General features: G+C 40.1%; 26 protein-coding genes and 2 pseudogenes. 20 read left to right on the forward strand and 8 right to left on the reverse strand.

Features of this window, described 5'->3' with window-relative positions; all coding sequences use genetic code 11:
* The first annotated feature begins 18 nt into the window (after positions 1-18).
* The 15 genes from ACFSR5_RS19335 to ACFSR5_RS19405 all read left to right on the forward strand — a co-directional run bounded on the left by ACFSR5_RS19335 (position 19) and on the right by ACFSR5_RS19405 (position 11,241).
* Positions 19-1,134, forward strand: a complete 1,116-nt coding sequence (locus tag ACFSR5_RS19335) for an oxidoreductase (RefSeq protein ID WP_380906121.1) — start codon at positions 19-21, stop codon at positions 1,132-1,134.
* A gap of 207 nt (positions 1,135-1,341) precedes the next feature.
* Positions 1,342-1,749, forward strand: coding sequence for a RidA family protein (locus ACFSR5_RS19340; RefSeq protein WP_380906122.1), 408 nt, complete (start codon positions 1,342-1,344; stop codon positions 1,747-1,749).
* A gap of 246 nt (positions 1,750-1,995) precedes the next feature.
* Positions 1,996-2,871 (forward strand): helix-turn-helix domain-containing protein, encoded by an 876-nt coding sequence (locus ACFSR5_RS19345; protein WP_380906124.1) that lies wholly within the window; start codon positions 1,996-1,998, stop codon positions 2,869-2,871.
* 290 nt (positions 2,872-3,161) lie between these two features.
* Complete coding sequence (locus ACFSR5_RS19350; RefSeq protein WP_380906126.1) at positions 3,162-3,803, forward strand: hypothetical protein; 642 nt, start codon at positions 3,162-3,164, stop codon at positions 3,801-3,803.
* A gap of 25 nt (positions 3,804-3,828) precedes the next feature.
* Positions 3,829-4,731 (forward strand): NAD(P)-dependent oxidoreductase, encoded by a 903-nt coding sequence (locus tag ACFSR5_RS19355; RefSeq protein ID WP_380906127.1) that lies wholly within the window; start codon positions 3,829-3,831, stop codon positions 4,729-4,731.
* A 71-nt stretch (positions 4,732-4,802) separates the two neighbouring features.
* Positions 4,803-5,258 (forward strand): DoxX family protein, encoded by a 456-nt coding sequence (locus ACFSR5_RS19360; protein ID WP_380906129.1) that lies wholly within the window; start codon positions 4,803-4,805, stop codon positions 5,256-5,258.
* A 9-nt stretch (positions 5,259-5,267) separates the two neighbouring features.
* Positions 5,268-5,906, forward strand: coding sequence for a LysE family translocator (locus ACFSR5_RS19365; RefSeq protein WP_380906130.1), 639 nt, complete (start codon positions 5,268-5,270; stop codon positions 5,904-5,906).
* A 19-nt stretch (positions 5,907-5,925) separates the two neighbouring features.
* A complete protein-coding gene (locus tag ACFSR5_RS19370) occupies positions 5,926-6,363 on the forward strand; it encodes a carboxymuconolactone decarboxylase family protein (RefSeq protein ID WP_028071614.1) in 438 nt (145 codons plus the stop codon).
* 32 nt (positions 6,364-6,395) lie between these two features.
* Positions 6,396-6,992: a hypothetical protein gene (locus tag ACFSR5_RS19375; RefSeq protein ID WP_380906131.1), complete on the forward strand. Its 597-nt coding sequence runs from the start codon at positions 6,396-6,398 to the stop codon at positions 6,990-6,992.
* 11 nt (positions 6,993-7,003) lie between these two features.
* Positions 7,004-7,441 (forward strand): antibiotic biosynthesis monooxygenase, encoded by a 438-nt coding sequence (locus ACFSR5_RS19380; protein ID WP_380906132.1) that lies wholly within the window; start codon positions 7,004-7,006, stop codon positions 7,439-7,441.
* Positions 7,442-7,624: 183 nt separating this feature from the next.
* Positions 7,625-8,293, forward strand: coding sequence for a flavin reductase family protein (locus ACFSR5_RS19385; protein WP_380906134.1), 669 nt, complete (start codon positions 7,625-7,627; stop codon positions 8,291-8,293).
* Between the two features lie 25 nt (positions 8,294-8,318).
* Positions 8,319-8,684: a nuclear transport factor 2 family protein gene (locus ACFSR5_RS19390; protein WP_380906136.1), complete on the forward strand. Its 366-nt coding sequence runs from the start codon at positions 8,319-8,321 to the stop codon at positions 8,682-8,684.
* A gap of 99 nt (positions 8,685-8,783) precedes the next feature.
* Positions 8,784-9,806: an alpha/beta fold hydrolase gene (locus tag ACFSR5_RS19395; RefSeq protein WP_380906137.1), complete on the forward strand. Its 1,023-nt coding sequence runs from the start codon at positions 8,784-8,786 to the stop codon at positions 9,804-9,806.
* Between the two features lie 38 nt (positions 9,807-9,844).
* Positions 9,845-10,693 carry a sigma-70 family RNA polymerase sigma factor gene (locus tag ACFSR5_RS19400; RefSeq protein ID WP_380906139.1) on the forward strand — a complete coding sequence of 283 codons (849 nt, stop codon included), beginning with the start codon at positions 9,845-9,847 and terminating at the stop codon, positions 10,691-10,693.
* Between the two features lie 35 nt (positions 10,694-10,728).
* Positions 10,729-11,241, forward strand: a complete 513-nt coding sequence (locus ACFSR5_RS19405; protein ID WP_380906141.1) for an FMN-dependent NADH-azoreductase — start codon at positions 10,729-10,731, stop codon at positions 11,239-11,241.
* Between the two features lie 11 nt (positions 11,242-11,252).
* Here the strand turns inward: ACFSR5_RS19405 and ACFSR5_RS19410 are convergent.
* Positions 11,253-11,765 (reverse strand): annotated as a pseudogene (locus ACFSR5_RS19410) (SDR family NAD(P)-dependent oxidoreductase); the annotation flags it as partial.
* Positions 11,766-11,770: 5 nt separating this feature from the next.
* Complete coding sequence (locus tag ACFSR5_RS19415; protein WP_380906143.1) at positions 11,771-12,244, reverse strand: YybH family protein; 474 nt, start codon at positions 12,242-12,244, stop codon at positions 11,771-11,773.
* A gap of 141 nt (positions 12,245-12,385) precedes the next feature.
* Here ACFSR5_RS19415 and ACFSR5_RS19420 point away from each other — a divergent pair, with 141 nt between their 5' ends.
* Both ACFSR5_RS19420 and ACFSR5_RS19425 read left to right on the forward strand, forming a co-directional pair.
* Complete coding sequence (locus tag ACFSR5_RS19420; protein WP_380906144.1) at positions 12,386-13,141, forward strand: Crp/Fnr family transcriptional regulator; 756 nt, start codon at positions 12,386-12,388, stop codon at positions 13,139-13,141.
* Between the two features lie 399 nt (positions 13,142-13,540).
* Positions 13,541-14,332, forward strand: coding sequence for a hypothetical protein (locus ACFSR5_RS19425; RefSeq protein ID WP_380906146.1), 792 nt, complete (start codon positions 13,541-13,543; stop codon positions 14,330-14,332).
* A gap of 283 nt (positions 14,333-14,615) precedes the next feature.
* On the opposite strand, the gene ACFSR5_RS19430 is transcribed toward ACFSR5_RS19425, so the two are convergent.
* The 5 genes from ACFSR5_RS19430 to ACFSR5_RS19450 all read right to left on the reverse strand — a co-directional run bounded on the left by ACFSR5_RS19430 (position 14,616) and on the right by ACFSR5_RS19450 (position 19,938).
* Positions 14,616-16,901, reverse strand: coding sequence for a hypothetical protein (locus tag ACFSR5_RS19430; protein WP_380906147.1), 2,286 nt, complete (start codon positions 16,899-16,901; stop codon positions 14,616-14,618).
* Between the two features lie 432 nt (positions 16,902-17,333).
* A complete protein-coding gene (locus ACFSR5_RS19435; protein WP_380906149.1) occupies positions 17,334-18,041 on the reverse strand; it encodes an Imm43 family immunity protein in 708 nt (235 codons plus the stop codon).
* Between the two features lie 85 nt (positions 18,042-18,126).
* A complete protein-coding gene (locus tag ACFSR5_RS19440) occupies positions 18,127-18,612 on the reverse strand; it encodes a hypothetical protein (protein ID WP_380906150.1) in 486 nt (161 codons plus the stop codon).
* Positions 18,613-18,638: 26 nt separating this feature from the next.
* On the reverse strand, positions 18,639-19,484 hold the full coding sequence (locus ACFSR5_RS19445; RefSeq protein WP_380906151.1) for a hypothetical protein: 846 nt from the start codon (positions 19,482-19,484) through the stop codon (positions 18,639-18,641).
* A gap of 49 nt (positions 19,485-19,533) precedes the next feature.
* On the reverse strand, positions 19,534-19,938 hold the full coding sequence (locus tag ACFSR5_RS19450; protein ID WP_380906152.1) for a hypothetical protein: 405 nt from the start codon (positions 19,936-19,938) through the stop codon (positions 19,534-19,536).
* 286 nt (positions 19,939-20,224) lie between these two features.
* Here ACFSR5_RS19450 and ACFSR5_RS19455 point away from each other — a divergent pair, with 286 nt between their 5' ends.
* Both ACFSR5_RS19455 and ACFSR5_RS19460 read left to right on the forward strand, forming a co-directional pair.
* Positions 20,225-20,908 carry a hypothetical protein gene (locus tag ACFSR5_RS19455; protein ID WP_380906154.1) on the forward strand — a complete coding sequence of 228 codons (684 nt, stop codon included), beginning with the start codon at positions 20,225-20,227 and terminating at the stop codon, positions 20,906-20,908.
* A 103-nt stretch (positions 20,909-21,011) separates the two neighbouring features.
* On the forward strand, positions 21,012-22,955 hold the full coding sequence (locus ACFSR5_RS19460) for a hypothetical protein (RefSeq protein WP_380906155.1): 1,944 nt from the start codon (positions 21,012-21,014) through the stop codon (positions 22,953-22,955).
* An 89-nt stretch (positions 22,956-23,044) separates the two neighbouring features.
* On the opposite strand, the pseudogene ACFSR5_RS21275 reads toward ACFSR5_RS19460, so the two are convergent.
* Positions 23,045-23,253: pseudogene (locus tag ACFSR5_RS21275) on the reverse strand (IS256 family transposase); the annotation flags it as partial.
* A 400-nt stretch (positions 23,254-23,653) separates the two neighbouring features.
* Between ACFSR5_RS21275 and ACFSR5_RS19465 the strand changes: the two are divergent.
* Positions 23,654-24,220, forward strand: coding sequence for a hypothetical protein (locus ACFSR5_RS19465; protein WP_380906156.1), 567 nt, complete (start codon positions 23,654-23,656; stop codon positions 24,218-24,220).
* Positions 24,221-24,330 lie beyond the last annotated feature (110 nt).

Consider the following 24,330-nt stretch of genomic DNA (forward strand, 5'->3'; position numbering starts at 1 on the left):
CATAATATTAAGAAGCAAATGAAACATCATCCTATTTTTCAGAACGCCATTACATGGCAAAGAGAATTGATCAACCGGACGGTAGTTGCCCCCATGTCACGCGTGAGCGCTACGGCGGACGGCTTGGCTACCCACGAAATGAAGGACTATTATTCCGCATTTGCAATTGGAGGATTTGCAGTTATCATTACCGAGGGTATCTACACTGATGTATACGGTAGCCAGAGTTATAACAACCAACCTGCACTTGTAAACGATGCGCAAAGCGCTTCATGGGAAAAGGTAACCCGTGCTGTCCATCAATCTCCCTCCCTTATTTTCGCCCAGTTGATGCACGCAGGTGCTTTATCGCAATATAGTGAGAACACCTTAGCTCCGTCTACCCTAAAACCTATTGGTACAAAGATGTCCTCCTACGGTGGCCAGGGGACATTTCCTACCCCTAAAGAAATGGACTTGACGGATATTGAAAGAATGAAACAGGGCTTTATCAATGGAGCTGTAAATGCTTATAAGGCAGGCTTTGACGGCGTAGAAATTCACGGGGCAAATGGCTATTTGTTAGACCAGTTCCTCACACCGGAACTGAACCACAGAAACGACCATTATGGTGGCACTATGCAGAACCGTTTCCGTGTTATTGCTGAAATTATTGCTGGTATAAAGGCTTCCGTACCAAAGGATTTCATTGTTGGTCTACGGGTTTCAGAGGGGAAAGTAAATGACCTTACCTACCGTTGGAAACATGGTATTGAAACAGCTAAAGAACTGGCAGAAGAAATAAAGGTGAGCAAACCCGATTTTGTTCACGTAGCGGTGCAGACGGGCGAATGGGAACGGGACAGCTTTTTTGGAGAAGGAATATCATTGGCATCGGTTATCCGGCAGGCAACGGGCATTCCTGTAATCGCCAACGGTGGTTTCCATAATCTTGAAAAGGCGGAAGTTGCCTTGAAGGACAACCATGCAACGCTGGTTGCTATCGGAAAAGCAGCCTTAGCAGATCCCCATTGGGTGATGAAAACGATGAACGGGTTACCCTTGATTCCTTTTCACCGTGAAATGCTGTGGCCGGAGGCAACCCTTAGCCATACCCGGAAAATCGTCAAAGAATTAAATCTTGAAAATAGTTAGAAAGAGAACAATGAAAATGAACAGATTCTTGATAATCGGCACTTTACTTTCAGTATAGGCCATTACAGGAAAAACGTTCGCACAAAGAAACACATCTATAACTTCAAATAAATAAAAAATGAAACCTGCTTGTGTCACCATTGAAAAAAGGATACATAAAAATCAATTCAAGCAAGCTTCATTGCCATTAAAAAACAAATTATTATCATGAAAATTTCACAAATTAAAATTACGCCGGACGCTTATGAACCATTCCGTCTGGCTCAGGGACATCGTGTAGGCGATCTGTTGTTTATTTCCGGACAGACCGCTATTGGCAAGGATGGAAAGCTTATGGGCATAGGTGACTTTGATGCACAGGCAAAAATGGCTTTTGAAAATCTGGACAAGGTATTGAGAGCTGGAGGTTCAAGTCTGAAAAACGTGGTTAAGGTCACTATCATGCTCCGTGACATGAAGAACTTTGAGAAGATTGTAGAATTGAGAGGCAAATACTTTACCCCCCCTTATCCGGCAGATACTATTTTTGAAGTATCGTCATTGTTTTCGCCGGATGCATTGATTGAGATTGAAGCCATTGCTGTGGCTGATGCGCTGGCAGATTGGGAAAAGTAATACGAAAATTAAACCAGTCACAGTAAGGAGTGGATAAGCAGTATCTACTCCTTGTTTATTCTGGACATTTATAGACAACGAAGTATAAATAACCATACATTATCAAATGATAATAATTGCGTATTTTAGTATTTTCTGATATACTAAGTTTGACATGAGAATAAACTTCACATTTCATAATTATCATTTTTCAATCTGGACGGAAAAGCATTCCCAGGACTATACTAATTTTTAGACATCTTCCTTATGATACAAAAACATTCAGATAACTTTGATCTGCTCAGATATTTAAGGTCTCAAAAAAATGATGGCCATATAGCGCCTTATTATCTGGCATCAAAAAAGTGTCTTGAAGACTTGAAAATCACCAATCCCTTTAAAAACTACTTTTATACTATCGGCCTGTATTATGGTGAGGGAGCTCGCATCAGGATAGGCACTACCGATTATGATTTAACACGAGGAAGCCTGTTGACGATTGGCCCCGGAATGACCTGTCAATGGCTCAATACCAGTTTTCCCTCAAATGACACGTTATTTTTTTATGATGATATTTTTGTAAATAATTTCAGCAGGTCATTTTTCTATTCCCTCGAATTTTTTTGCCCCGATGAAAAGAGTGTGATGCAACTCACCGACAGGCAATTTGAGGAAATGCAGCAGCTTTTCAGCACACTTCGGGCAATCGCTGATAAGCCCGAAGCAGTATCGGGAATACTATATTCGATCCTGATCATTTCACAGAAATATTTCTGGAACCTGTACCGGGGCAATAAAAAGGAACTCAACGGTAAAGAACATACCGTTGTAAAGTTTAGAGAATTAGTTTCAAAGAATTTCTCGCAGTTTAAAGATGTTGCTTTTTATGCAGAACAGTTGCATATATCCCCAAAATACCTGAGCGAAATATTAGTAGAATACACCGGGCTTTCGGCGAAAAAATGGATTGAGTTCCATATCATGCAGGAGGCAAAGTACCTGTTGAGCTTTTGGAATATGTCTGTCAAGGAAGTGTCTTTTCAACTTGGCTATACAGACTCTTCTCATTTTTCCCGTGCATTCAGAACCTACGAAGGCCAGCTCCCCACTGAGTTCAAAAATACAATTGAAATTCCTGCATAATCGCGGGTTCTACATCAAAAACAGAAAAAACTACATTTTTTGCCGTCATACTTACAGTATTGACGGCTAGGCTCCTTCATATCTTCGTATGGTATTACATAAAACGTACAATGAAGTTTAGATAAGATGTATTTCTTTCGTTACGAAAAGACAAGACAAATCACCAACGGAAGAAAATATCCTGAATAGGTTGTCACGTTTTCTGCACTTCATGTGTCCATATTTTAAACAGTGGTTGACTGTAATAATTATCCGACCACAGCCTAACAAAAAGAAATTTGAAGGGAACGATGAAAGAAACAACGAAAATAAAATACTTGCTGGCCTGCTTGTTTTTCAGCATGTGCTACGTGCACAGCCGGGCGCAAGTTCCTGTAGAAATCACTGCAGGGCATTCGAGTTACTATTATCAGCATATGTTTTCCGGTAAAATCATAGCGGAAAAGCCGTTTGGATTTTTTAATACGTCTTCTATTTTGCTTCCTTACGACAAAAAACGCGGAATTGAAGTGATGAGCCAATCGTATCTTACTTACGAAATAAATAAACGCTGGGCAACCGGTTTGGGTTCTATCTATGCACCGGGAAATCGCTTTGTGCCTTCGGCTTTTGTTTGGTTTTTCAATAAAAAAAATGATTTATCGTATCTCATTTTTACGAGAATGGATGTTTGGTCTAAACCCAGCCTTGAGCTATTCGGTTCTGTGGAATATCAAGGCAGCAAAAATCAGGATTTTAATCTTTATGCGCGTTTGCAGCTTCAATATATTACTTCAATGCATTGGAACGGGCACTTAAAGAGCGTGCAATATGCAAGATTAGGAGTGGACAATAAAGGTGTACAATATGGTTTGGGTATAAACTTTGACCAATACGGGCCAAATACTGAACACTATAGCAACTTTGGACTTTTTGTGCGAAGAGTATTCTAACAGAACTTTTAAAATACAATTAAATATGAATATAGATAAACTCAAAACAGAAACACCTCACAATAAAAGGAAGAGCGTAACAGTACTTGGATTGGGTAATATGGGAGCCGCGATAGCCCATACATTTATCAATCAAGGTTATGATACGGTTGTGTGGAACCGTAATGCGGAAAAATGTAAACCACTAGTTGAAGCAGGTGGAGCGGGTATAGAAATACTTATTGAGGCAGTTGCTGCCAGTAAACAGGTTGTGATCTGCCTGTTAAACAATACGGCTGTGGATGAAGTACTCAAACAGGTAGCTGGTGCGGTTGCCGGAAAAGTATTCATCAATTTAACGAGCGGCACACCTGCTCAGGCTCGTGATTTTGCTGAGTGGGCTGAAAAACAGAACGCTTCCTATATCGACGGAAAAATATTGGCCGACCCAATAGACATCGGAACCGCCAAAGCACAGTTATTATTCAGTGGTAAGCCAACCGTTTTTGATGCGCAGTATCCGCTGTTGGAAAAGCTGGGTGCCATTACTTACTACGGAGAAGACGCAGGAGCCGCGGCTGTAGATTTTTTAGCGCAGGTAGCTATTGGCTATGAATTTTTAATAGGTTTTTTGCATACCCTACAATTGGTGGATCAGGAAGGAGTGGATTTGGCCGCTTTTGCACATCGGGTTGCGGGCACGCTACAGGGCTATGGCCCGCTGCTGTCCCTAATGGTCAATGAAATTAAGTTGGGTACATACCAGCCCGACTTGGGGCCGCTTCAGGTTCAAGCCGCTATGTTTGATGACCTCATCAATCATCGAAAATCAAAAAATGTGGAAACTCTGCGCATGCAAGAAATCAAAAACCTTATGGACCGTAGAATAGCTAATGGGCATGGAGCGCAGGGATTTTCGAGTTTATTCGAACTACTGGGGAAACAATAGCAATTACCGGCATTGACCACAATATTTGAAGGGAATGCAAACAAGATATGAACTAGAATAAAAAAAAGAAAATGATGAAACAGAAATTTTTTAGTACACACAATGATTATACAGGTCTGATCATTCGCCTGACAATCGGTATCGTTATGTTTCCACACGGAGCGAGGGCTATGTTGGGCTGGTTTGATGGCTATGGGTTTACTCAAACTTTGGAGGGTTTGCAACAGATGGGACAGCCGTGGCTGGTGGGGCTATTGGTTATATTAATAGAGTTCTTTGCATCCATTTTTATAATAATGGGCTTTGCCTCCCGTTTTTTGGCAATTGCATTGGGTGGACTTTTTATCGGAATAATTTTATTTGGCGGACATCTCGAGCATGGCTTTTTCATGAACTGGTTTGGCGATAAGGAAGGTGAAGGATTCGAATATCATTTGCTGATGCTCGGCTTATGTCTGGCACTGTTCATTCAGGGAAGTGGAAAATATTCACTGGACAATTTGATATCCAAAAAACTCACAGCTTAAATTTAAACAATGATGATCCCGATTCATGAACTTTTATGGTTTGCTTTGGCTGCCTTCCTGATGGTTATCAGCCCGGGGCCGAATATGATTTATCTTATTTCAAGAAGCATTACGCAGGGTAAAACAGCCGGGCTTGTTTCACTAGTTGGCGTTATCTGTGGTTTTTTATTTCATATCGTCCTGGCGGGATTTGGATTGACGGCTATATTACTGGCTGTTCCGTTTGCTTACGGAATACTGAAAATTTCGGGCGCTATTTACTTGCTGTATTTGGCGTATAAGGCCATTAAACCCAATGGCAAAACATTTTTTGAAGTGAATGAGCATATTGCCAAAGACAAGCCTCGAAAACTGCTCCTGATGGGCTTTTTTACCAACCTGTTGAATCCTAAAATGGCTGTATTTTACCTGTCTTTTTTTCCTCAATTTATCAAACCGGAATATGGCTCTATATTAGGTCAGAGTATGGCATTGGGTATTACACAGATTTCTATCAGCTTCACTATCAATTTTATTATTGTAATGACCGCTGCAAAAATGGCTTCTTTCCTTACAAGAAATCCACTTTGGGTAAGGACGCAAAAATGGTTTATGGCCAGTGTACTGACTTTTTTAGCCATAAAAATGGTGCTTTCAAAAGCTAAATAATGACAAACAAAAAATAAATATGGAAAACAGAATAGACATACAGCAGCTTGAGCCGGATGCATTCAAGGCAATGTTCGCTCTGGAAAATTACCTACACAATTCAGGACTTTCTAAAGCGCATTTCTATCTGATTAAAATTCGTGCTTCGCAAATCAACGGTTGCGCTTTTTGTATCAACATGCACACTTCGGATGCATTAAAGCAGGGTGAAACCGCACAGCGAATTTTCCTGCTCAACGCCTGGAAAGAAACCGGATTATTTACCGAGGAAGAGAAAACAATTTTAGCCATAACCGAGGAAGTAACCTTAATCAGCCAAAACGGGTTAAGCGATGAAACGTACAGACAGGCCGAACAACTTTTTGATGGAAACCAGATTGCACAGATCATAATGGCGGTTGTTACGATAAATGCATGGAATAGGATTGTAATCAGCACCAAGAAAACAGTAGTATAAAAAGAATAATGAACTAAAAATGATACTCAATTATGCAAACAATTCCTAAACCATTCAAAATCCTGGTATCTGTCCTTGTAGTTTCCAATGTCGTGTTGATGATTTGTATTGTCTACCTACATTTAAATAACAGGCCAAACTTTAATGCAGAAAGAATAAATATCAATGATGCTTCCGGAAAAAATCGTGTCGTTATTGCAAACACAGACCATATTCCCGAGCCCATTATTGATGGAAAAACGTATAAAAGAGCTTACGCCCCAGCAGGTCTTATATTCTATGATAAGAACGGCGACGAAAGAGGCGGTCTTGCTATTACCGATAATGAGCAGACTAACTTAAATGCCCTATCATTCGATTACCAGAATGCAGATGCCATTGGAATTCTCGCACAGGATAATAAAAGCGACAATTATTTCAGGGCTGGGCTGGTGATCAATGACAAAGACCTGTCGCGGAAACCCGGACATAATATCAACCGTATCAACCTGATAACGGAAAACGGGAACGCGGCTTTGGTAATGAAGGATAACAATGAAATACCGAGAATTATTCTAAAGGTTGATAGTGTGGGCAACCCGTCTTTCGAAATGTTCGACAAAGACGGTAAACTGAGCTGGAAACAATAAACTCAAGTCTTATGAAACAGACATTAAAAACCATCATCCTTATCATACCCATTCTTATGGCGGTGAATACTTTTGGTCAACATCAAAATCGATTAAAAATGGAACAGAATAACAGAGAAGAACGTACTGTTACGGAACATGTCGCCGTCATCGATAAAATCAGCATTCCCAAAAAAGCTATCGCGGAGTATTTCCAAAAATCGCTTTTCATCAGAAATACACTTCGGCAGCAGCCCGGCTTTGTAAAATATGAAATCTTTCAACAGACAGGCGATAGTGGAGACCTTCGGGTTATTACAGTTGCCACTTGGGCAGACCGACAGCGGATGGACGATGCCAGAGTGGTCATACGGGAGGCAATGCAAAAAGCGGGGATTAAAATGCCCGCCTTTTTAGAACAACATGGTATTACGATGGAAAGGGGTATCTATCAGATGGTCGAGGAGTGAGTCTTATAGATTTATAGCAGACTTGATAATTATCTTCAAGAAAGTATAAAACAGTGATGTCTTAATGTCTATAAGAGAACTTGACCGGATTCCGCAAGAAACGGATTTCAATAGATGCATGGTATCGTTAATTTTAAAAGAAACAGCAAAGCTGAGTAATGAAATCATAAAAGGTATTCTAACATGCACATTAAAAGTTATCCTTCCATTCTGTACTTCGGCACTCCGGTAGTACTTATCAGTACCAAAAACCCTAATGGTACAGATAATCTTGCACCCATATCTTCGATTTTCTGGTTGGGGTGGCGTTGTATCATTGGTCTTGGGGCTTCCTCCCAAACTGCCAAAAACCTTTTGGTAACCAAAGAGGTCGTATTAAACCTATCATCGGTAAACGAGGCAAAGGCAGTGAACCTACTGGCCAGAACCACGGGTTCTAATCCAGTGCCCCAATCTAAAATGTTAAAGGGGTATCGTCTCGAAGAAAATAAATTTGAAATAGCAGGATTGACGGGAACCCCTTCCGAAACCATCAAGGCCTACCGGGTTAACGAATGCCCTGTACAAATGGAAGCTGTTGTCATGGCCATTCATAAATTGGCAGAGGATGAACCATTAGAGCAGGGCAAGATCATCACATTTGAACTAAAGATAAACAGGGTATATCTCGATCAATCAATTATTATGGATAATTATACAAACCGGGTTGATCCCGATAAGTGGAAACCTCTCATTATGAGTTTCCAGGAGTTTTATACACTTGGCGATAAAGCACATGTATCGACGCTCGCAGAAATTCCTGAAATTTTATACAATACCAACGATAGAAAATCAGCACAGGAGGAAGTTTAGTGAAAACAAAAATAATGACTAAGAAATGATAACAAAGGACGAAATTTTAAATCTCGAGAACACACTTTACGGAGCCATCCAAAATAGGGATACGGAAGTGCTCGGCAACCTATTGCATACTGATCTACTTTTTATAATTCCCGGCGGTCAGACGATAACCAAAGAAATGGATTTGCAAACGTATCGTGAGGGAAACTTAAAAGTAAACGAAATCACTCCCAAAGTAGAAGAACTGCATATCATAGCGGATCTGGCAGTTATTACTTTGCAGATGGAGTTAAAAGGGAATTATAATAACGAGCCTTTTGAAGCTAAATATAAATATATCCGTTTTTGGAAAAAGTTTCCCGAAGGCATAAAAGTAGTTGGAGGAAGCGGAATGGCTATTTAATCAAAAGCCTGTATAAGACACAGGAAATCGGCAAAACAGTAAAGATTAACAAAACAGGACGATGCGATTATGCTTCTATTTGCATTGTATATAAATAAGATGAAAGAAAAGTTCCTCATAACCTTGATAATTACCTCAATCAGCTGGCAGTTTTGTACAGCCCAAATTAATTCCATCAATGAATACAACCGTATTGAATTAAATGGTGTCAGGCACAGCGTATTTATTAAAGGGGAAAATGCCCTGAACCCTGTTTTGCTCATATTGCACGGTGGCCCTGGGTTTTCTGATTTTTATTTTTGGCAAACACACAATAAGGAACTGGAACAGCGCTTCACGGTGGTTACATACGACCAAAGGGGAACGGGTTTATCCTACAACGATACCATGCCTCCCGGAAGCATCACTATTGAACAGCTGGAAGATGATGCGCTAAGTTTAATACATATTCTTAAAGAGCGTTTTAAGAAAGAGAAAATATATTTGGTTGGTTATTCTTTTGGTTCTATTATGGGCATGCATCTGATTCAAAAGTATCCATCGCTATTTCAGGCTTATATTGGCGTGGGACAGGTTACCAGTATGTATTTGAATGAAAAGGTTTCGCTCGATTATTCAATTCAACAGGCCAAGTTAAAAAAAGACAGCGTAGCAATGGCTCAATTGCAAAAACTCCGTAAGCATTACCCGTCCCGCTCAAAAAATGAAATATCAGACCTGTATTTATCAAGAAAATGGCTCCGGCACTTTCATGGTGATTTTTGTGAAGGTACCAATGTTGGCCAGCTCTATAAAAATATGGATTCCTTTGCCAGGCAATATTATAAAGATAGCCTGATAGCTAAGGGACAAGCCTTCACAATGAATGCCATGTGGGATGAAGTAATGCAGGTAGATTTATTTAAAACGGTTCGGGAAGTAAAAGTCCCCGTTTACTTTATCGCAGGGCGGTGTGACTATAATACCCCCTCCACACTTGCTTATAAATTTTTCAGGAAACTAAAAGCGCCTCAAAAACAATTCATCTGGTTTGAAAACTCAGGGCATTATGCAGCTTTTGTAGAACCGGAAAAATTTAATAGGATTATGGTGCAGGAAGTTCTGGCCGATAAAGGAACATAAAGCCTGAAATTTGCTAATATCAAAAATAGAATAAAAAGATGGAGAAACATTATAATAAGTTATTGACCTATGCCTACAATATTGTCGGTTCTTATGAAGATGCGAAAGATCTAGTACAGGATGTACTGGAAAAATACATTACATTGGATAAATCGAGCATCCGCCACAAATCCAACTTTCTGATTAAAAGCACGATTAATCATGCCATAAATTTTAAAACCCGCCAAAGCAAAAAAGAAGTTTTCGGCGAATGGCTCCCCGAACCTGTTTCATTTGATAATGCCGATGCAAAACTTATTAGGGACGAAACGGCAAGCTATACCATGCTCGTGCTGTTCGAATACCTGAACCCAAAAGAAAGAGCGGCTTTCATATTGAAAGAGGGCTTCAATTATTCACATGCTGAGATAGCCGAACTGCTTGAAATAAGCACCGAAAATTCACGCCAGCTATTGAGTAGGGCCAACAAACAATTAAAAGGCAGTAAATACTCAAGTTATAGCCCCCATTCGGGTCACTCATTTGAGACCGTAGGCAGGTATCAGAAAGCATTGGCTCAGGCTGACATCGTGGAATTGCAGAACTTATTGGTAAACGACATAAAACTCAATGCCGACGGAGGTACGAAGGTGCAGGTAGTGAGCGGTTCGGAAATAGGGAAAACAGCTACGGCCACTTTATTGGTTTATGTACAGCAGCATTTTCTGATGGGAAAAATATTTACCTTTCAATTTTTCAATCATCAACCTGCTATCTGCTTTTGGGAGCATGAAAAGCTCCATAACTGTCATATCCTCCAATTAAGTGAAGATGGATTGATCCAGGAAATATATTCCATTGTAGACCCGGATAAGCTAAAAAATATTACCAAGCTGTCACATATTTAGTACTCAAATGGTCTTCCATAGAAATAGTAAAAAAGATGAAGGCATTATTGAGAATTGACAGTAACTTACGTTTAAAAAAACCCTATTCCCGCAATGCGGGAGACAATTTTGTACGGGCATGGAAAGAACTGAATCCGGAAGGGAGCATCAGTATACGGGAAGTAGTCACCTCCCACATTCCTCATCTTGAGCAGGAAGTACTTGAGAAATTTTATACTGCCGGGGATACTTCAGACCGCCTAAAATTGTCTAATCAGTTGATAGCAGAACTATTCGGGTGTGATGAAATCCTTATCACAGTGCCTATGTATAATTTTGGCATACCCTCTTCGCTGAAAGCATATTTCGACCTTGTGCTGCGGACAGGTAAAACTTTCAGATACGACGAGGACAAGGCAATCGGATTGCTTCAGAATAAAAAGCATACGTTCTCTCCGCTATGGGTCCGTTCTATATACATTTGCCAAAAAACATGCGCTATATTGACGGGGCTATATATTTGGCTATTCTCATCAATCGCCCCGTTTATCAGCAATATTCCGGTATAAACTCCATGCTCAAGAAGCGAACTATTTAAACACAGTACCAGTGATCTAAGCGCAGAACTTGAAATGGAGTAGGACGAATATTCGGGCATTGGACATATTGCAATTCCACCACCCGAAACTAATACGACACCTTTTGATCCGATTAGGTTTTCTTTCAGGGTCTGAACGGTAGTTAGCAACCCAATCACATTAATAGTAAAATCATGGATTAAGTCAGCTTCGGAAGCCTGAAAAATACTTCGTTTGACGATATTAACTACATTGTAAAAAAGGACATCTATTTTTTGAAATTTTTTTGAGATACTTTCCAAAACAAATTTTAATTGTATTTTATTCGCAACATCAGCTTTGTAAGTAAAAACGTAATCTTTATAACCTGTTAGACTTTGCTTTAACGAATTAAGATTGCTTTCGTTTCTACTTATCAATATCACACTAAAACCTTCTATCAAAAATCGTTTTGCCACTGAGATTCCTAATCTTTGACCTGCGCCCACTATGAGCATTATTTTTCTATCCCTCATTTTCGTCACTCCGCTTGGTCCAATATTTTTTCAATTCTTGTATTCTGGGTGGTCTTGATAAGCCATCGGTCATTCGATTTTATCACTACCATAGTTAAGTAACCCGAACGATCTTCTACATTGTCATCATTTTTAAAATTCTTCCAGATCCAAGTAGCATATACTAATGCGATGTCATCATGTAAAAATTTTATCGTAATATCATCCAACTGATAAGTCATGTTTTGCTTTGATTCCCGTAAGAATTTATGGGCTTTTTTATGGCTCTCGATATTCGCTTTATTTGAATCATATCTCCCCCCAGACCATGTTATAAACTTGGTGTCTTTTGTAAATAGCGCGCCCCAATTATCTATTTCGTGATTATTCCAAAAAAGCACGTAGTCTGTAAATACCTTTCTAATCTCTTTTTCTTCTTTCTTCATATCTGTCATTTTTTTGTTGGTCATATCCTCTTGAATGGCTACATAGTTGTCCATATTTTGGTTGGGTTGTGAGAAGCAACTACTTAGAGTAATTGACAGTTTTAAACAAAATACAAATTGTAAGCACTTCATTTTATCCATCTCTATTTCTATTTTTGATTATGCTATAATCGAATTGCGATTGAACAAAATTAAATGACATATATTTCATGCCCTGTGATTCTAATCACAAAAGTATTTGACTATAAGAAATTTGTCGCAGCTAACCTCCATTCTGTTCAACCCCAAAAAAGTCGTATTTTTGATGTTAGTTTAAATCAATCACTGTATCAGTTGATAATGACAGAAAATGACCAAAATATAATTAGGGAGTTCCATAACATATTAGCCATGAAGTACCCTTATGTAAATCACAAAAATTGGCTAAAAATCCAAGACATTTCGATAGTCAAAAACATTGGGAAAAATGAATTGATATTTCGGGCTGGAGACTATTTAAACTATGGCATTTTCGTTGTTGAGGGTTGTCTAAAACTATTTTATTTTGACGAGAACGGATTGGAGAGAATATCGACATTTACGACTAAACATGAATATATAGACAATTGGAATGACATTCATCAGAATAAACCATTGCCGTATTCTATCAGTGCGCTTACTCCGAGTACAATTATCCTTTACCCGCTCGAGAAGATGGTTGAGATATTCAAACAAGAAGCCGACCTACTACAACTCTGTATAGACTTGTCTCAACAAATCATCCAAAAGAAACAAGAGCATTACAGTGTCATAACTTTAAAAACGCCTTTGGAAAGATACTCTTACCTTTTGAAGCACAGAAAAGAATGGATTTCAGATATTTCTGTAACCAACATAGCGCAATATCTACACCTAAGTAGAGAAACCGTCAGTCGGGTGCGAAATAAAATAGTAAAGGATAAAACTTCTTGATAAGTACCAACATATTATTGGATTTTACCAAATTCCAATGCCAAAACACTACCGACAATACGGACTACAGAAATTCTGAGGGTTCATTTCAGAAAGTTGTTTGATATTCTCGAAACAAGATAGACTTTAGTCTATTAAGAAGTTTTAGCGTAGTTAAAGCGGTACAGGTCTTTGCGGTCTGTACCGTTTTCGTTTTACAATCTTCCGATGTTTGATCCAAATTGAAAAGACGGATGGCTGTTGTATAATTAAGTGACTCTTTTTTTTTTTTGCAACTATTATTAAGCATAATTTATCAATTGGATGAGGAGCTGGGAACTGCGAAACTATTAGATACGTATCGGAAGAGGTAGGATTGTTCGGATAAAACCGTAATTTCATCGATCAAACAGCTTTAACATGAAATTTCTATATCGATATATTCGTTTGACTTTATTGCTAGTGGCATCAGCTCATGCCATGACTGTTTTTGCACAAAAACAATCTAATGTAGACAGTAATGCTGTTGCGCTCCAGTTCGTTGAGCGACTACTTCCTGAGGGCAGCTATACCGCTGCGGTGTTGGGAACTCCCAGGCCAAATGCGTCACAGCTTGCAATTGTTGAGAAAATGAAACTTGCCATCAAAGACAACGAAGACTGGTTTCTCGAAGTAATGAAGGGATTGGAACCCGGACAACCTATCCCATATCACAAAAATCTGGGTATTAGCGAAGCGGAGTATGCTGCTTTTATGGAGTTCTCCCAATCTGTCAAAATGGACAAAATAGGAGCAATAGCGCTTAAGGTTATCCGCAGGGACAGTACTTTACATTTCGAACCCAAGGACTTCGGCGATTATTTAAAATATCTAGTCATCGATTTAAAAGACCATACAGTCATGGTCGATAGTCTACACTTGCCCCCCAAAGGACAGATCACTATGGATGCCAAACAGACAACGTTGGTTGCAGGGCCGTGGACTGGATACTCCTGGGGACTCGAAGAATTTCGCAAAGACGGACAATTAATTGCAGATCCGGATAGAGTAGATCCGACGAAGATGGGGGAAATGAATATAAAATCAATCAAGGTTGTTATAGGTAAACTCGCTCATAGCAATCAGTGTTTTCTTTATCTCAAGAGTGATATTGTTAATAAAGGGCATGTACTTGCAAAACAGGATATCGCCCTCTTATTAATCAAAGAATAGGCTATGCGTAGCTACTCGAAGTTGAAATACTTGGTTAGAACAGCTTGCTCTTGGATTGGGCAGGTCAGGCTCGGCTCAGTCACAGTTCCCAGAAACTCCCATTTGCCGCTATTTATTTCGTTCCAAAATTAACTTTATTAAATTTAGGTAAGCCTTGTTTTTCAAGAAATCACTGTGACCTTCATCTTGTAAAGTGATGAATTGATCAGCAGGCTTTAATAGTTTTGAGAGCTTAAGAGCAGGCAGTACAATAACCTCTAATACGGTTCATTAAATATTTTTTTTATGGATTTACTCGCAATTGAAAGGCTGATTTTCCAAATATTCCATTGGCGTCGATCCCTTCAATGATCCCTAAAAATACGCTGTTTATGTCCGACGTGAAGAACTCAATGGTGGCACTACCATTCTTATCCGTTATGATGTTCGGTGCCCACAACAGTGTATTCCTGAAATCAGGAGAGGGGGTGTGGGCTGTCTCATAGTCTGGTTGATAAAACTCTTTTTCAGGATAATATCCCTTTGTCCGGGTTACACCGTTCATTTTCATCAATTCCTCTTCCGTATATTTTGGATATCGGTAAACGATTTTTTTTGTGTTTGATGAATTAAAATAAAAAGGATGCGAAGTTGGAGGGTTTGGCCCTGTCCAGACAATATAAGTTTTTCCCTCTATAGGCATTTCATCCCCATCGCCTGCCGGACAATTTAGCCAGCTTCCATGTGCTCTATCGGTATTATTCTGGTATTTTGCCAAACTATCTAAGCTTCCTATATATTTATCGCGGAATATGTTTTCCTTTTTAGCACTGATGACCACTTCTTCGAGTTTGATGGATCTGCCTGAAAGATTCACATAAGGGCTTTCGTCTTCTTTTTTGAAGGACTCCGTCAAAAAAGGATACTGGATTTTTTTCCAAAATTGGGCGTCATGGAGTTTTTTAAATGGATCAACTACTGTTAATTCATAGTCAGCCGGCTGTCCAAAATGCTTGATATAAACGTCTTTTCCGATATGCATATGTTCAGGGGAGATTTCAAAAGTATATGTGCCACCAACCTCTACCAATTGATTCACGTTCTGTTCGGCATTAAACAACATAGCGGCCTGTTGTGGATTGTCGCTTTTTTTTCGTTTTTTACTTACCAGTTTTCCGGAAACAGTGTTTGCTATAATCGGCTCGTCATATGCCAGCATTTCCCTTAAGGCCTCTTGACTCCACACATAAGAACGCCATCCCTGAGTGAGCAATAGTAGATCCATAGCAGTATTCCGGTTGTTGTTGCTCGTGTCAAAATAATAGGACGGATTGTGTACGCGGCCGCGGATCTGGTTCGAGACAAGGTAGTGGGTCTGTATATCTACGCCATCTGTTGGTTCATTATAAATTCTGTCATAGACTGTCGCTCCAAGGTGCGCCACAACGGGTTTCCCGTATTGGTCTCTAGCATTAATTTTTATTTTGATCTTTTCTCGCTTGTTCGCTTGGCTCTTTGAAACCTCCGTCGTGATCATCATCTTCTTATTGGGCTTGATATACACGAGCCGTTCAGCAACAGGAACAGCTGAACCGTTCATAAGCGTTATTTCAGATATCCCATAGGGGACTTCTATTAGGGGTAACTTGACAAGAATACTATCCTTAACTTCGCCAGAAGCAATCACGGATGGTATTCCGCGGGTTTGGACCTGAATAAAGAATGATTGGGAGCCTTCCGATCGATTAAATACCTTAAGGGTCAAGGTATCATCCGTATTATCTAGTAGAGAAAATGCCATTCCAACTTCCGCGGCCTTCGGAAGTGAAATTGCTTTTCCTTGATAAGGTTGGTCTAATTGAACAGCATACGTTTTTCCAGATTCCGGTTGGGAATAAAAATAACCCATTCCATCATGTATGCTTTTAAAGACCGCAATTTCCTTTTCATTTTCGAACAACCTTCCCGAAATTTCTAGCGGGTGGCCATTTTTGCTGGAAGCTTTGAACGCTATCTTATTTCGGACACCGGCCAACAGGATGCCCGATTCGGGAAAGAGATCGAATTTCAATGGAACGTCCTGGGTGGAATCTGGGTGTTGCTCCTTACGATGCACGTCCAGCTGTTTGAGATTCTCTATAATTTTGATCCTTCTGGCGTCCACAAACTGTTCCTTTTTGTTTTTTACGGAAGAGGAAGAATAGGCACATAACCAATAATGACCTTGTTCAAGAGCATTGTCCAGATAGATATGCCCCGAAGCTAACCCTTCCTTGATTGGATATACTTCTTCCCACACGACACTGTCGTTTTTTGACTGCACCAGCTGCACATAAAGTGAGTGATCTTGGGCAGACAGCTGAAAGTGCTTTAAATCCACGGAGTAAGCCTTAAACCAAAGATTTTCTGTGGTTTCGTAAATGTTTTTATCTGTTCTTAAATAGATTGAACTTTCGATATTCTTATTGCCCAGTTTTTCCAGTACACTGGCCAGAGAATCTATCGTACCCCGGGAGGTTTGGCCGAATACAGCAATTGGACATGTATTAAGTAACCATATGACTAGAAAAATAATCTGCTGTTTATTCATTTAGTTCAGTTTTCATGTGCAATTGTTCAAAAGCAAGGCTGTTATTTGGTGGACTGAAATTGGTAAGAAATCATTTTGCCGTCTTTGACCTCTACGATACACGGGTAAATACTAATTTTCTCCCGGTACTGAATATTATTTTTCGAGATCAATAAAAACGTTTGGCAAACCAACGAGCTTCGTAGCCACCTTTTGCTGCCATACTTTTATTGACTCTACCTGAGTAATAACAAAATAAACACTTGGATTGTTCACATTCTCCTTCAGAAACGCTTCAACCTCCTATATACATCACATATTAGGTAAAAGAACAACCCAAGAGTATTCTTGGATCCAGCTTCAAAGCTTCAACTTTTGAGGTAATAATTGCTCTTCAGGCGAACTTGTAGAGCACCTTTAGTTGCTTTCCGTTCATTTGTTCAATGAAAGATTCTATCCAAATATTGGGATATCCCTTCCTAGCATTGTTTTCAGATCCGGGTACGGATGCCTGTCCCTGAAATCGATTTCCTCCAGGTAAGTATCCAGTGAGACCATTTTAAAACCTTTCAATTGCAGGGAATTGATCTGCTCCGCAACACTAGCCTCAGCTACCAGCTGGTTCTTTATCCAGAAATAGTCGGGTAAATTCGTTGTTTTCAGGTTAAAATCAGGATATAGGTACAAGGGCATTGTCTTATTGGCTCTTTTATGCCTCGGTGACCTTTCAAAATCGATATAATCTTTGTTTTTCTGTCTGAGGAATCTCTGGAATAGGTAGTCTTTTTCGCTGATCCGCTCACCTATTCCGGATACTGGGATAACCTGCGCTTTTTCATATTCGTCCTCATTGGAAAATCCCTGAAGGAAATCAAAAAGGTCTTTTGAAAGGATAACGCCTTTGCTATGGTCATAATAATCCGTATCCAGCTTCCTGACACTGGGGCATATCCAGTAAAAAGATTCCGGTAGTTTGTAGTCATCCGTCAGGGGTACCGGTTTACCGGCTCTCATGGGCGAATACTCAAACCAGTTGTTGGAATACACGGGTTTATTGTAAGGGTCTTTGCTATCGACCCGTTCTGAAAAGGTCGAATCCATGTAAGGCGGTGCGGTGGGTTCGCCCTTCCAGGGTATTAGCGATATCATCAATTTTTCCATAAGCTCATCTGATTAATTGTTTTCCGACAGCTGACATATATCGCTTTGCCAATTTTCTTAAACGCCAGCCCGTTCATGTTTACTTTTAATTATCTGTTTGCGCCTGATATATTACCTGAATATACTCTTTAAGCCTTTGCTGTCCGTAAAAATCCTTTTCTTTCAGTTCTTTTAAGAATTTGGGATGCCTGTCGAGGAAATGGTCCGCATCTTCGGTGATGCTTACCCGCAGCTCCCTGTTTAGCAGAAAAGCAATTGTTTCGTTTGGACTTGAATAATTTTTCGGATACCGATCGATCTTTTCGATGATCTCGTTCATTTTTATGTATCCGTTTCCTTCTTTGGCATAGGAGAGGCCTTCGGTAGGGCTCTTATAAATGATCTGTTCTATATCGTCGAACAATTGCCTTTTGAGCGTTTTACCTGAATCCGTATCCATAAAGAAAAGGTCTTCGGTGGCTGAAACAGCGCCTCCGATCTTGGACTGCCCCGTCGAAATCGTTCCGTTCTTATAATGTGCCAGGTATACCGCACTATTCCTGTCTATAAATAAACTGTTATAAGCTGTCATGGGTATAATGTTTTTTCAATTAAAAACTACCTGATAAGCTGTAGCGGTTCGCCTGCATTCGGGCGGAAGAGTAAGAGCTTATAGGCATAAAAGTTATCATCTTCAAGGCCCAGCATCGCGGATCTCCCTTTGAATTCTCCATCTGTTCTGATGAGCGCTACCACTTTTCCGTTGCCATAGAATTGCATCCTGTAATGTTCCAGCCTAAATGTTTGCTCCCTGTTCACATCTGCTTTCAGCTCTGCCATCAACCTTATGGAATCCGCCCGATCGAAATACGAACTTCTGGAATGTTCGGATAATCGCAGCTCATATTTCTGTGCAACGCTTTTGAAGTTTTTTGTCTCGTAATCCCTGATCATATCCTTATAGTAAGCTACCACCTCCCGTTCCAATTCTTTTTTATCTTCTTTGGTCAGGTCCGTTCCATTTTGCCAGCCAGTCAACCTATAGGGAAGTTCCACATCGAAGGGAAGGATATGGACCGCCGAAGGAGAAGCTTCGCCCGGTATTGTCGAATATTCCTTTTCTAGCACGATAGAATCCTTTTTGTTTTCATTCCTGACGATCCTGATCTTTACTGAATAGGCATCCGATAATGAAGCATCAAGGTTGAAATCGCTGTCCGATTTGGGAAGCAGGGTAAGCTTTAGTATATGTTTCCCGCTGCCGAGCAACAGGGAATTGACCGGGAATGAAAGCGAAGTAGCGCTTCCGTCATTAAAATCGGTATATACGGGCATGTCATCTATAGAGGCCGAATAGGAACAATCATTGTTGTGAATGAAGAGCCAGTACCGGGGCTGGTCCTGCTGGGCAAAGCCGCTGTCGCTGAAAAGAACGAGAAAAATTATGCTGCAGATTAACTTCATACGTTTTTTAAATATTATGTTTATATAGACAGATAAAGCATCATTAAAGTTACCTGCTGATTGTCATTTTGCCACAGCCCATATAGGTTACCCCCAAATAGCTGAAATAGATCTCGTGTGTCGGGTTGCCTTCTTCTGTAATATCCAGTGTACAATTTCCAGATGATCTTCGCAGAATGCCAAAAATATTTTTAGCATGAAATGCAAAGGTCTCCGTATGTGCCTGCATTTTGGATAGACGGATGGTATCTTTTTCTATTCTGTTTACAGCATGGCAGCGGAGGACAAGAAGGTTGTCTTTGATATCAATATCCCAGAAAGGTTCCTCTCCCTCAAAATAGCCACTGGCCGTAACGGTATCTCTCTGATGGATTTCACTGGTGACAGCTCCTGAAAAAAACGATGGTATGGCACAGGCCATCAGGATGATCAGCCACTTGTTTATTCTATCCATATTTTTTGACCTTATGAACATTTTTTCTGAATGTTTTCTATGAGTAGCCAGCTGCTTTAACTTCCTGGTTTATCTATATTATTGGTTATAATCTGTTTATCTCCTGTTTTCTCTAAAAGGCAGAGATAATTAACTAGAAAAAAATGAAGCAAATTTCAAGCCGTTTTTCCATTGAAGGTTGTCCTAAAAATTATGTATATTTATTACGATCAAATAACATAACCAATTAAGCAGAGCAGGAGTGAGGCTACCCTCTGAGCTAAGCCTAATGATCAAATAACAAATAATGAAAGATATCAATAAGACAACTGCTAAAGATGTGACATATGCTGCTGCAAAAGCTATATTAGGATCCATACCTGTGGTTGGAGGTGCTGCCACTGAATTATTCGGTTTGGTCGTGACGCCACCTGTAGAAAAGAGACGCCAGCAATGGATGGAAGCGGTGGCAGGAAAACTGGCAGAATTGGATCAACAGGGGACGACCGATGTGAGCAAACTGAGCGCTGATGAGGAGTTTATCGACGTGGTATTACAGGCTACCAGCCTGGCGATCAAAACAAGTGAAAGAGAAAAGCTGGCAGCACTGAAAAATGCAGTGATCAATACAGCAGCGAATGAGAGCCCTGGTAAAACCAAAAGTCATATTTTTCTGAATCTGGTAGATGCATTCACGGCTTGGCACATTAAGATCCTTGCGCTCTACGATGATCCGAAAGGATGGTTTGAGGCCAATAGTAAAAATCCACCGAACCTGATGTCTGGAGGATTGTCAGCGGTGCTTAAAGCTGCCTACCCCGATATTGCGGCAGAAACAGAACTCAGGAGCCTGATCTGGAAAGACCTTCATGATGCCGGACTACATAATTCCAGCGAGTTGAATACCATGATGTCCGGGGATGGAATGATGTCCTCAAGGACAACGCGGCTGGGAAAAGAGTTTTTGGAGTTTATTTCAGAAAGTGTTTAATATCTGCTGATGTTTACAGGCAGAGACACAGAAAATTCGTATCCGATATTGTGCAGGACATCGGACCCGGTTACAACAAGGCCACGATAGCGATTTAAAGAGAATGGTTAAAAAGAGAATACCGGTTATCAAATTCCACTCTATAGATGATCTGTCCAAGGGCAGGCATCTTTCTGATGTGGCAGTACTTCTAAATGCATTTGACCCGGAAGCAGAACCGGAACTGAATGACTTGTTTGAATTCTATAACATCAGGTTATATTTTGAACATCAGCTGTATCCCGGGAACTGGACGGAAGTTCAAAAACAAAGTGGAAAGGACATAGTCGATACCCTGTACAAAATACTGAAGACGCGTATGCTGGAGATAAGGGATGATTGCTTCGAACAGGAACTTGCCCTTGTAGATCGACGATATTACCGTGACTTTTGGAAGTTGGTCGCAGATCTTGATATAATAAAGCACCTGTCACCCGGGGTACTGATTTCTTTGCTGAAAACAGATGAAAGACATGTTCATCATATTCTTGCCTGGAAAAAGATCGTGGACAAATTTGACAGGACACTCCGGGATTTTATGCTCGGATACGGGGGGGCAGCGGAGATGATCCTGACACATTTGGAGGAATTAAATAGTAGAAATCGAATGCCAATGTTCCTGCCAAAGAGCCTGCGGCCAGAGGATAAAGAGGCAATCGTAGACGCTTATCTCGATAGGGATGAACCCAATCTTAATTATATCCGGCTGATTGAAAACTCAAGAGATAGCGATTTAAAAATAAGCCCGAAGACCAGGTTAAAGGCGAAAAGAAAATCAGATGAGCTGACCGAACGTCTTTTTAGTAAAGGAAATTCGTGGAGTGTTGGGGTGGCAGTTTCTTTCAGTACGGAACAGACGGAGCCGGTAATCTTTAAACACGAAGGATCGGAAATGGAGGTGATCTATAGCGAATCGTTTATCGATAGCTTCACAAATGATGTCGATCTTTTCGGGATATTTGCTTTCCTCTTTTTCTTTACTGACAGCGCTAACCTAATCAACCTGGTAAGCAAGGAAACAGAGCTGAGAACTCTGGAACGGATATCGATGCGTTCCAGGTATGAGTATAAAACAGGTATGGCGTTTTACAGAAAAGAAAACCTTTCCACGCTTCAGATCGCAATATTCAGCCACTACCTGAAACGGAAGGGCAAAAGTATTGAAGGTTTAATCAATTCATATGTTCGCCATCTTAATAATGCTCTTTCAGAGCATGAGCTTAGTTTCAGCCTGCCTGTCGACGGTTCCGGCTACCTGTATAAGATCAGGGTGATAACACCCGACTTTGATTTTCTACTCAAACAATACCAGACACTTGCCGACGAGGGCAGCATTGATATGGAACTGATACGGATCAGTTCAGGAACCTTGAGACTCAGTGAAATAGGCAGCCTGATGACGAATAAGTACATATATTGTGCCTCCGAGGAACTGGAGAAGTTGCAGCATGTTTTCTTTTCAGATCAGGGACTATTTCATTATATCAAACCTTTTGAAGATAAATATGACTGTCTTTACGATCTGCTTGTAAAGGAACAGGTTGAGTATCATTATTTCGAAGATTATCAGAAAGACGGAATAGACTATCTGTTAAATCATGGATATTTGGGAAAGAACGAAACGGGCCATATTGTTATAAAAAAGGCAATGCTGCTTTACATACTGGGTTGCTTTTACAAAGACGGGGTGATCAGTTACTGGAACCATTCCGGGAAGGTCAGGAAAGTACTGAACGAATTATTGGATGCAGGAGAGGTAACCGCTGACAATACGCTGTTTACACGACAGGAGAGGAACTATTACAACTATTATCTGAATAAAAAGGAGTTTACCAATGGATTCGATCTTCGTAATAAGTATCTTCACGGCACTAATACTTCCTTGGAAAAAGAGCATGAGATGGATTATTATAAGCTCATCAAGCTGATAATATTAACGCTCTTAAAGATTAGTGATGATATAAACATAAAAAACACAAATCATGATCTTTCTGCAAACTTAAAATAAGAGCCCAAATATCCGAGAAGGGGAGTGTAAAACCAACTGTGTCAATGGCTGAATTACCGCCCCGCGAGGCGGTGATTCAACCATTATTCTTATTGCAAATCTAAGACCATTCTTTCCGGAAACCAAATAGCCAATTTCTGTGCCGTAGTCCCCAATTGGCCAGAGGCATCGTCCATTTCTTCTTAATGTTTTTATGTGCTAAATAGATCAGTTTCAATAACGCCATATCTGAAGTGAAGGCACCTTTGGTTTTAGTGACGTTACGGACCTGACGATGGAACCCTTCGATGGTATTGGTTACTTCTTATAAGATCGACTCTCAGTTCAAGCTTGACCATCTCAGATCTTAGTTTATCTAACGACTAATAATAGTACGGAATTAGAAATATTAATCTAAAAAAGCGTCCCGTTGAACGCCCTCTAAAAAGCCCCAGCTATCAACAAAATCGCACCTTGTATTCTGCTGTTAATCTTTTTCCAAAACGGCTATAAATACTTAATTCAACAAAATGAACAGCCCCTTTTTCACTTTAGGCAGGAGGGCACAGGATGCCTATTCGTATATAAAATTCTATTTTTATTGAAACACCTAGTTATTTAATAACCAACGTATGAATCTAAGAACTAATCTACTTATTAGCTTTCTGTTCATTCAAGTTTTTTGCGGATTAAGAAGCTTTGCTCAATATGTATCAAGTATGAGTATTGATCTCGAACTGACAGAGGGACTCGGTCCCAAAGGCAACTTTTTTCAATCCATCAACAGACTTGATAAACTGGATTCTACAATCCGTCTTCTTCTACCTAATTACAAGCTTAAAGGGGAAGAACTCGCGGATGCGACAGAATACGTCTTTATGGTCGATAAATTGCAATTTCTTTTTCAGAACTACGTGACGGGAAAACTACCAAAGCTTTCTTTTCTAAAGGAAGTTGCGCGAAATAATTGGAATATAAAGGATACAATTACGTTGTCGAAAGATCCTATGAATGTTGTCATTAGGATTCTGGTTGGTAAAAACGCAAACGGCAAAGAAATCTATATCGTAGACGGAAATCAAGATGGTTCTTTCGGGGACGATGTAGCGAGGCCTTTTGCCAATTGGTCTGCGATATCCAATAAAATTGCTGAATCAAGTCCCGTTAAGTTGGATTTTTTAGCGGGAGGCAAAGTAGTCACCAAGGAAATTCCTGTTGTTCTCGGAAAAGACCCTACAGTTTATACTATAGCAGCGCAATGCTTTTGGTTTGTATGCGGCCTATGAACTACAGGTTCGCTGATTTTTTGAAGTTCTGAGGATAAAGATCCTTTAAGTTTTTATGGTTTATTGACATGATGTTTTCCAAGGTATGCATTAACCATTGGAATGGGTTC

The sequence above is a fragment of the Sphingobacterium suaedae genome, from assembly GCF_042684625.1.
GTDB classification, from domain to species: Bacteria; Bacteroidota; Bacteroidia; order Sphingobacteriales; family Sphingobacteriaceae; genus Sphingobacterium; species Sphingobacterium suaedae.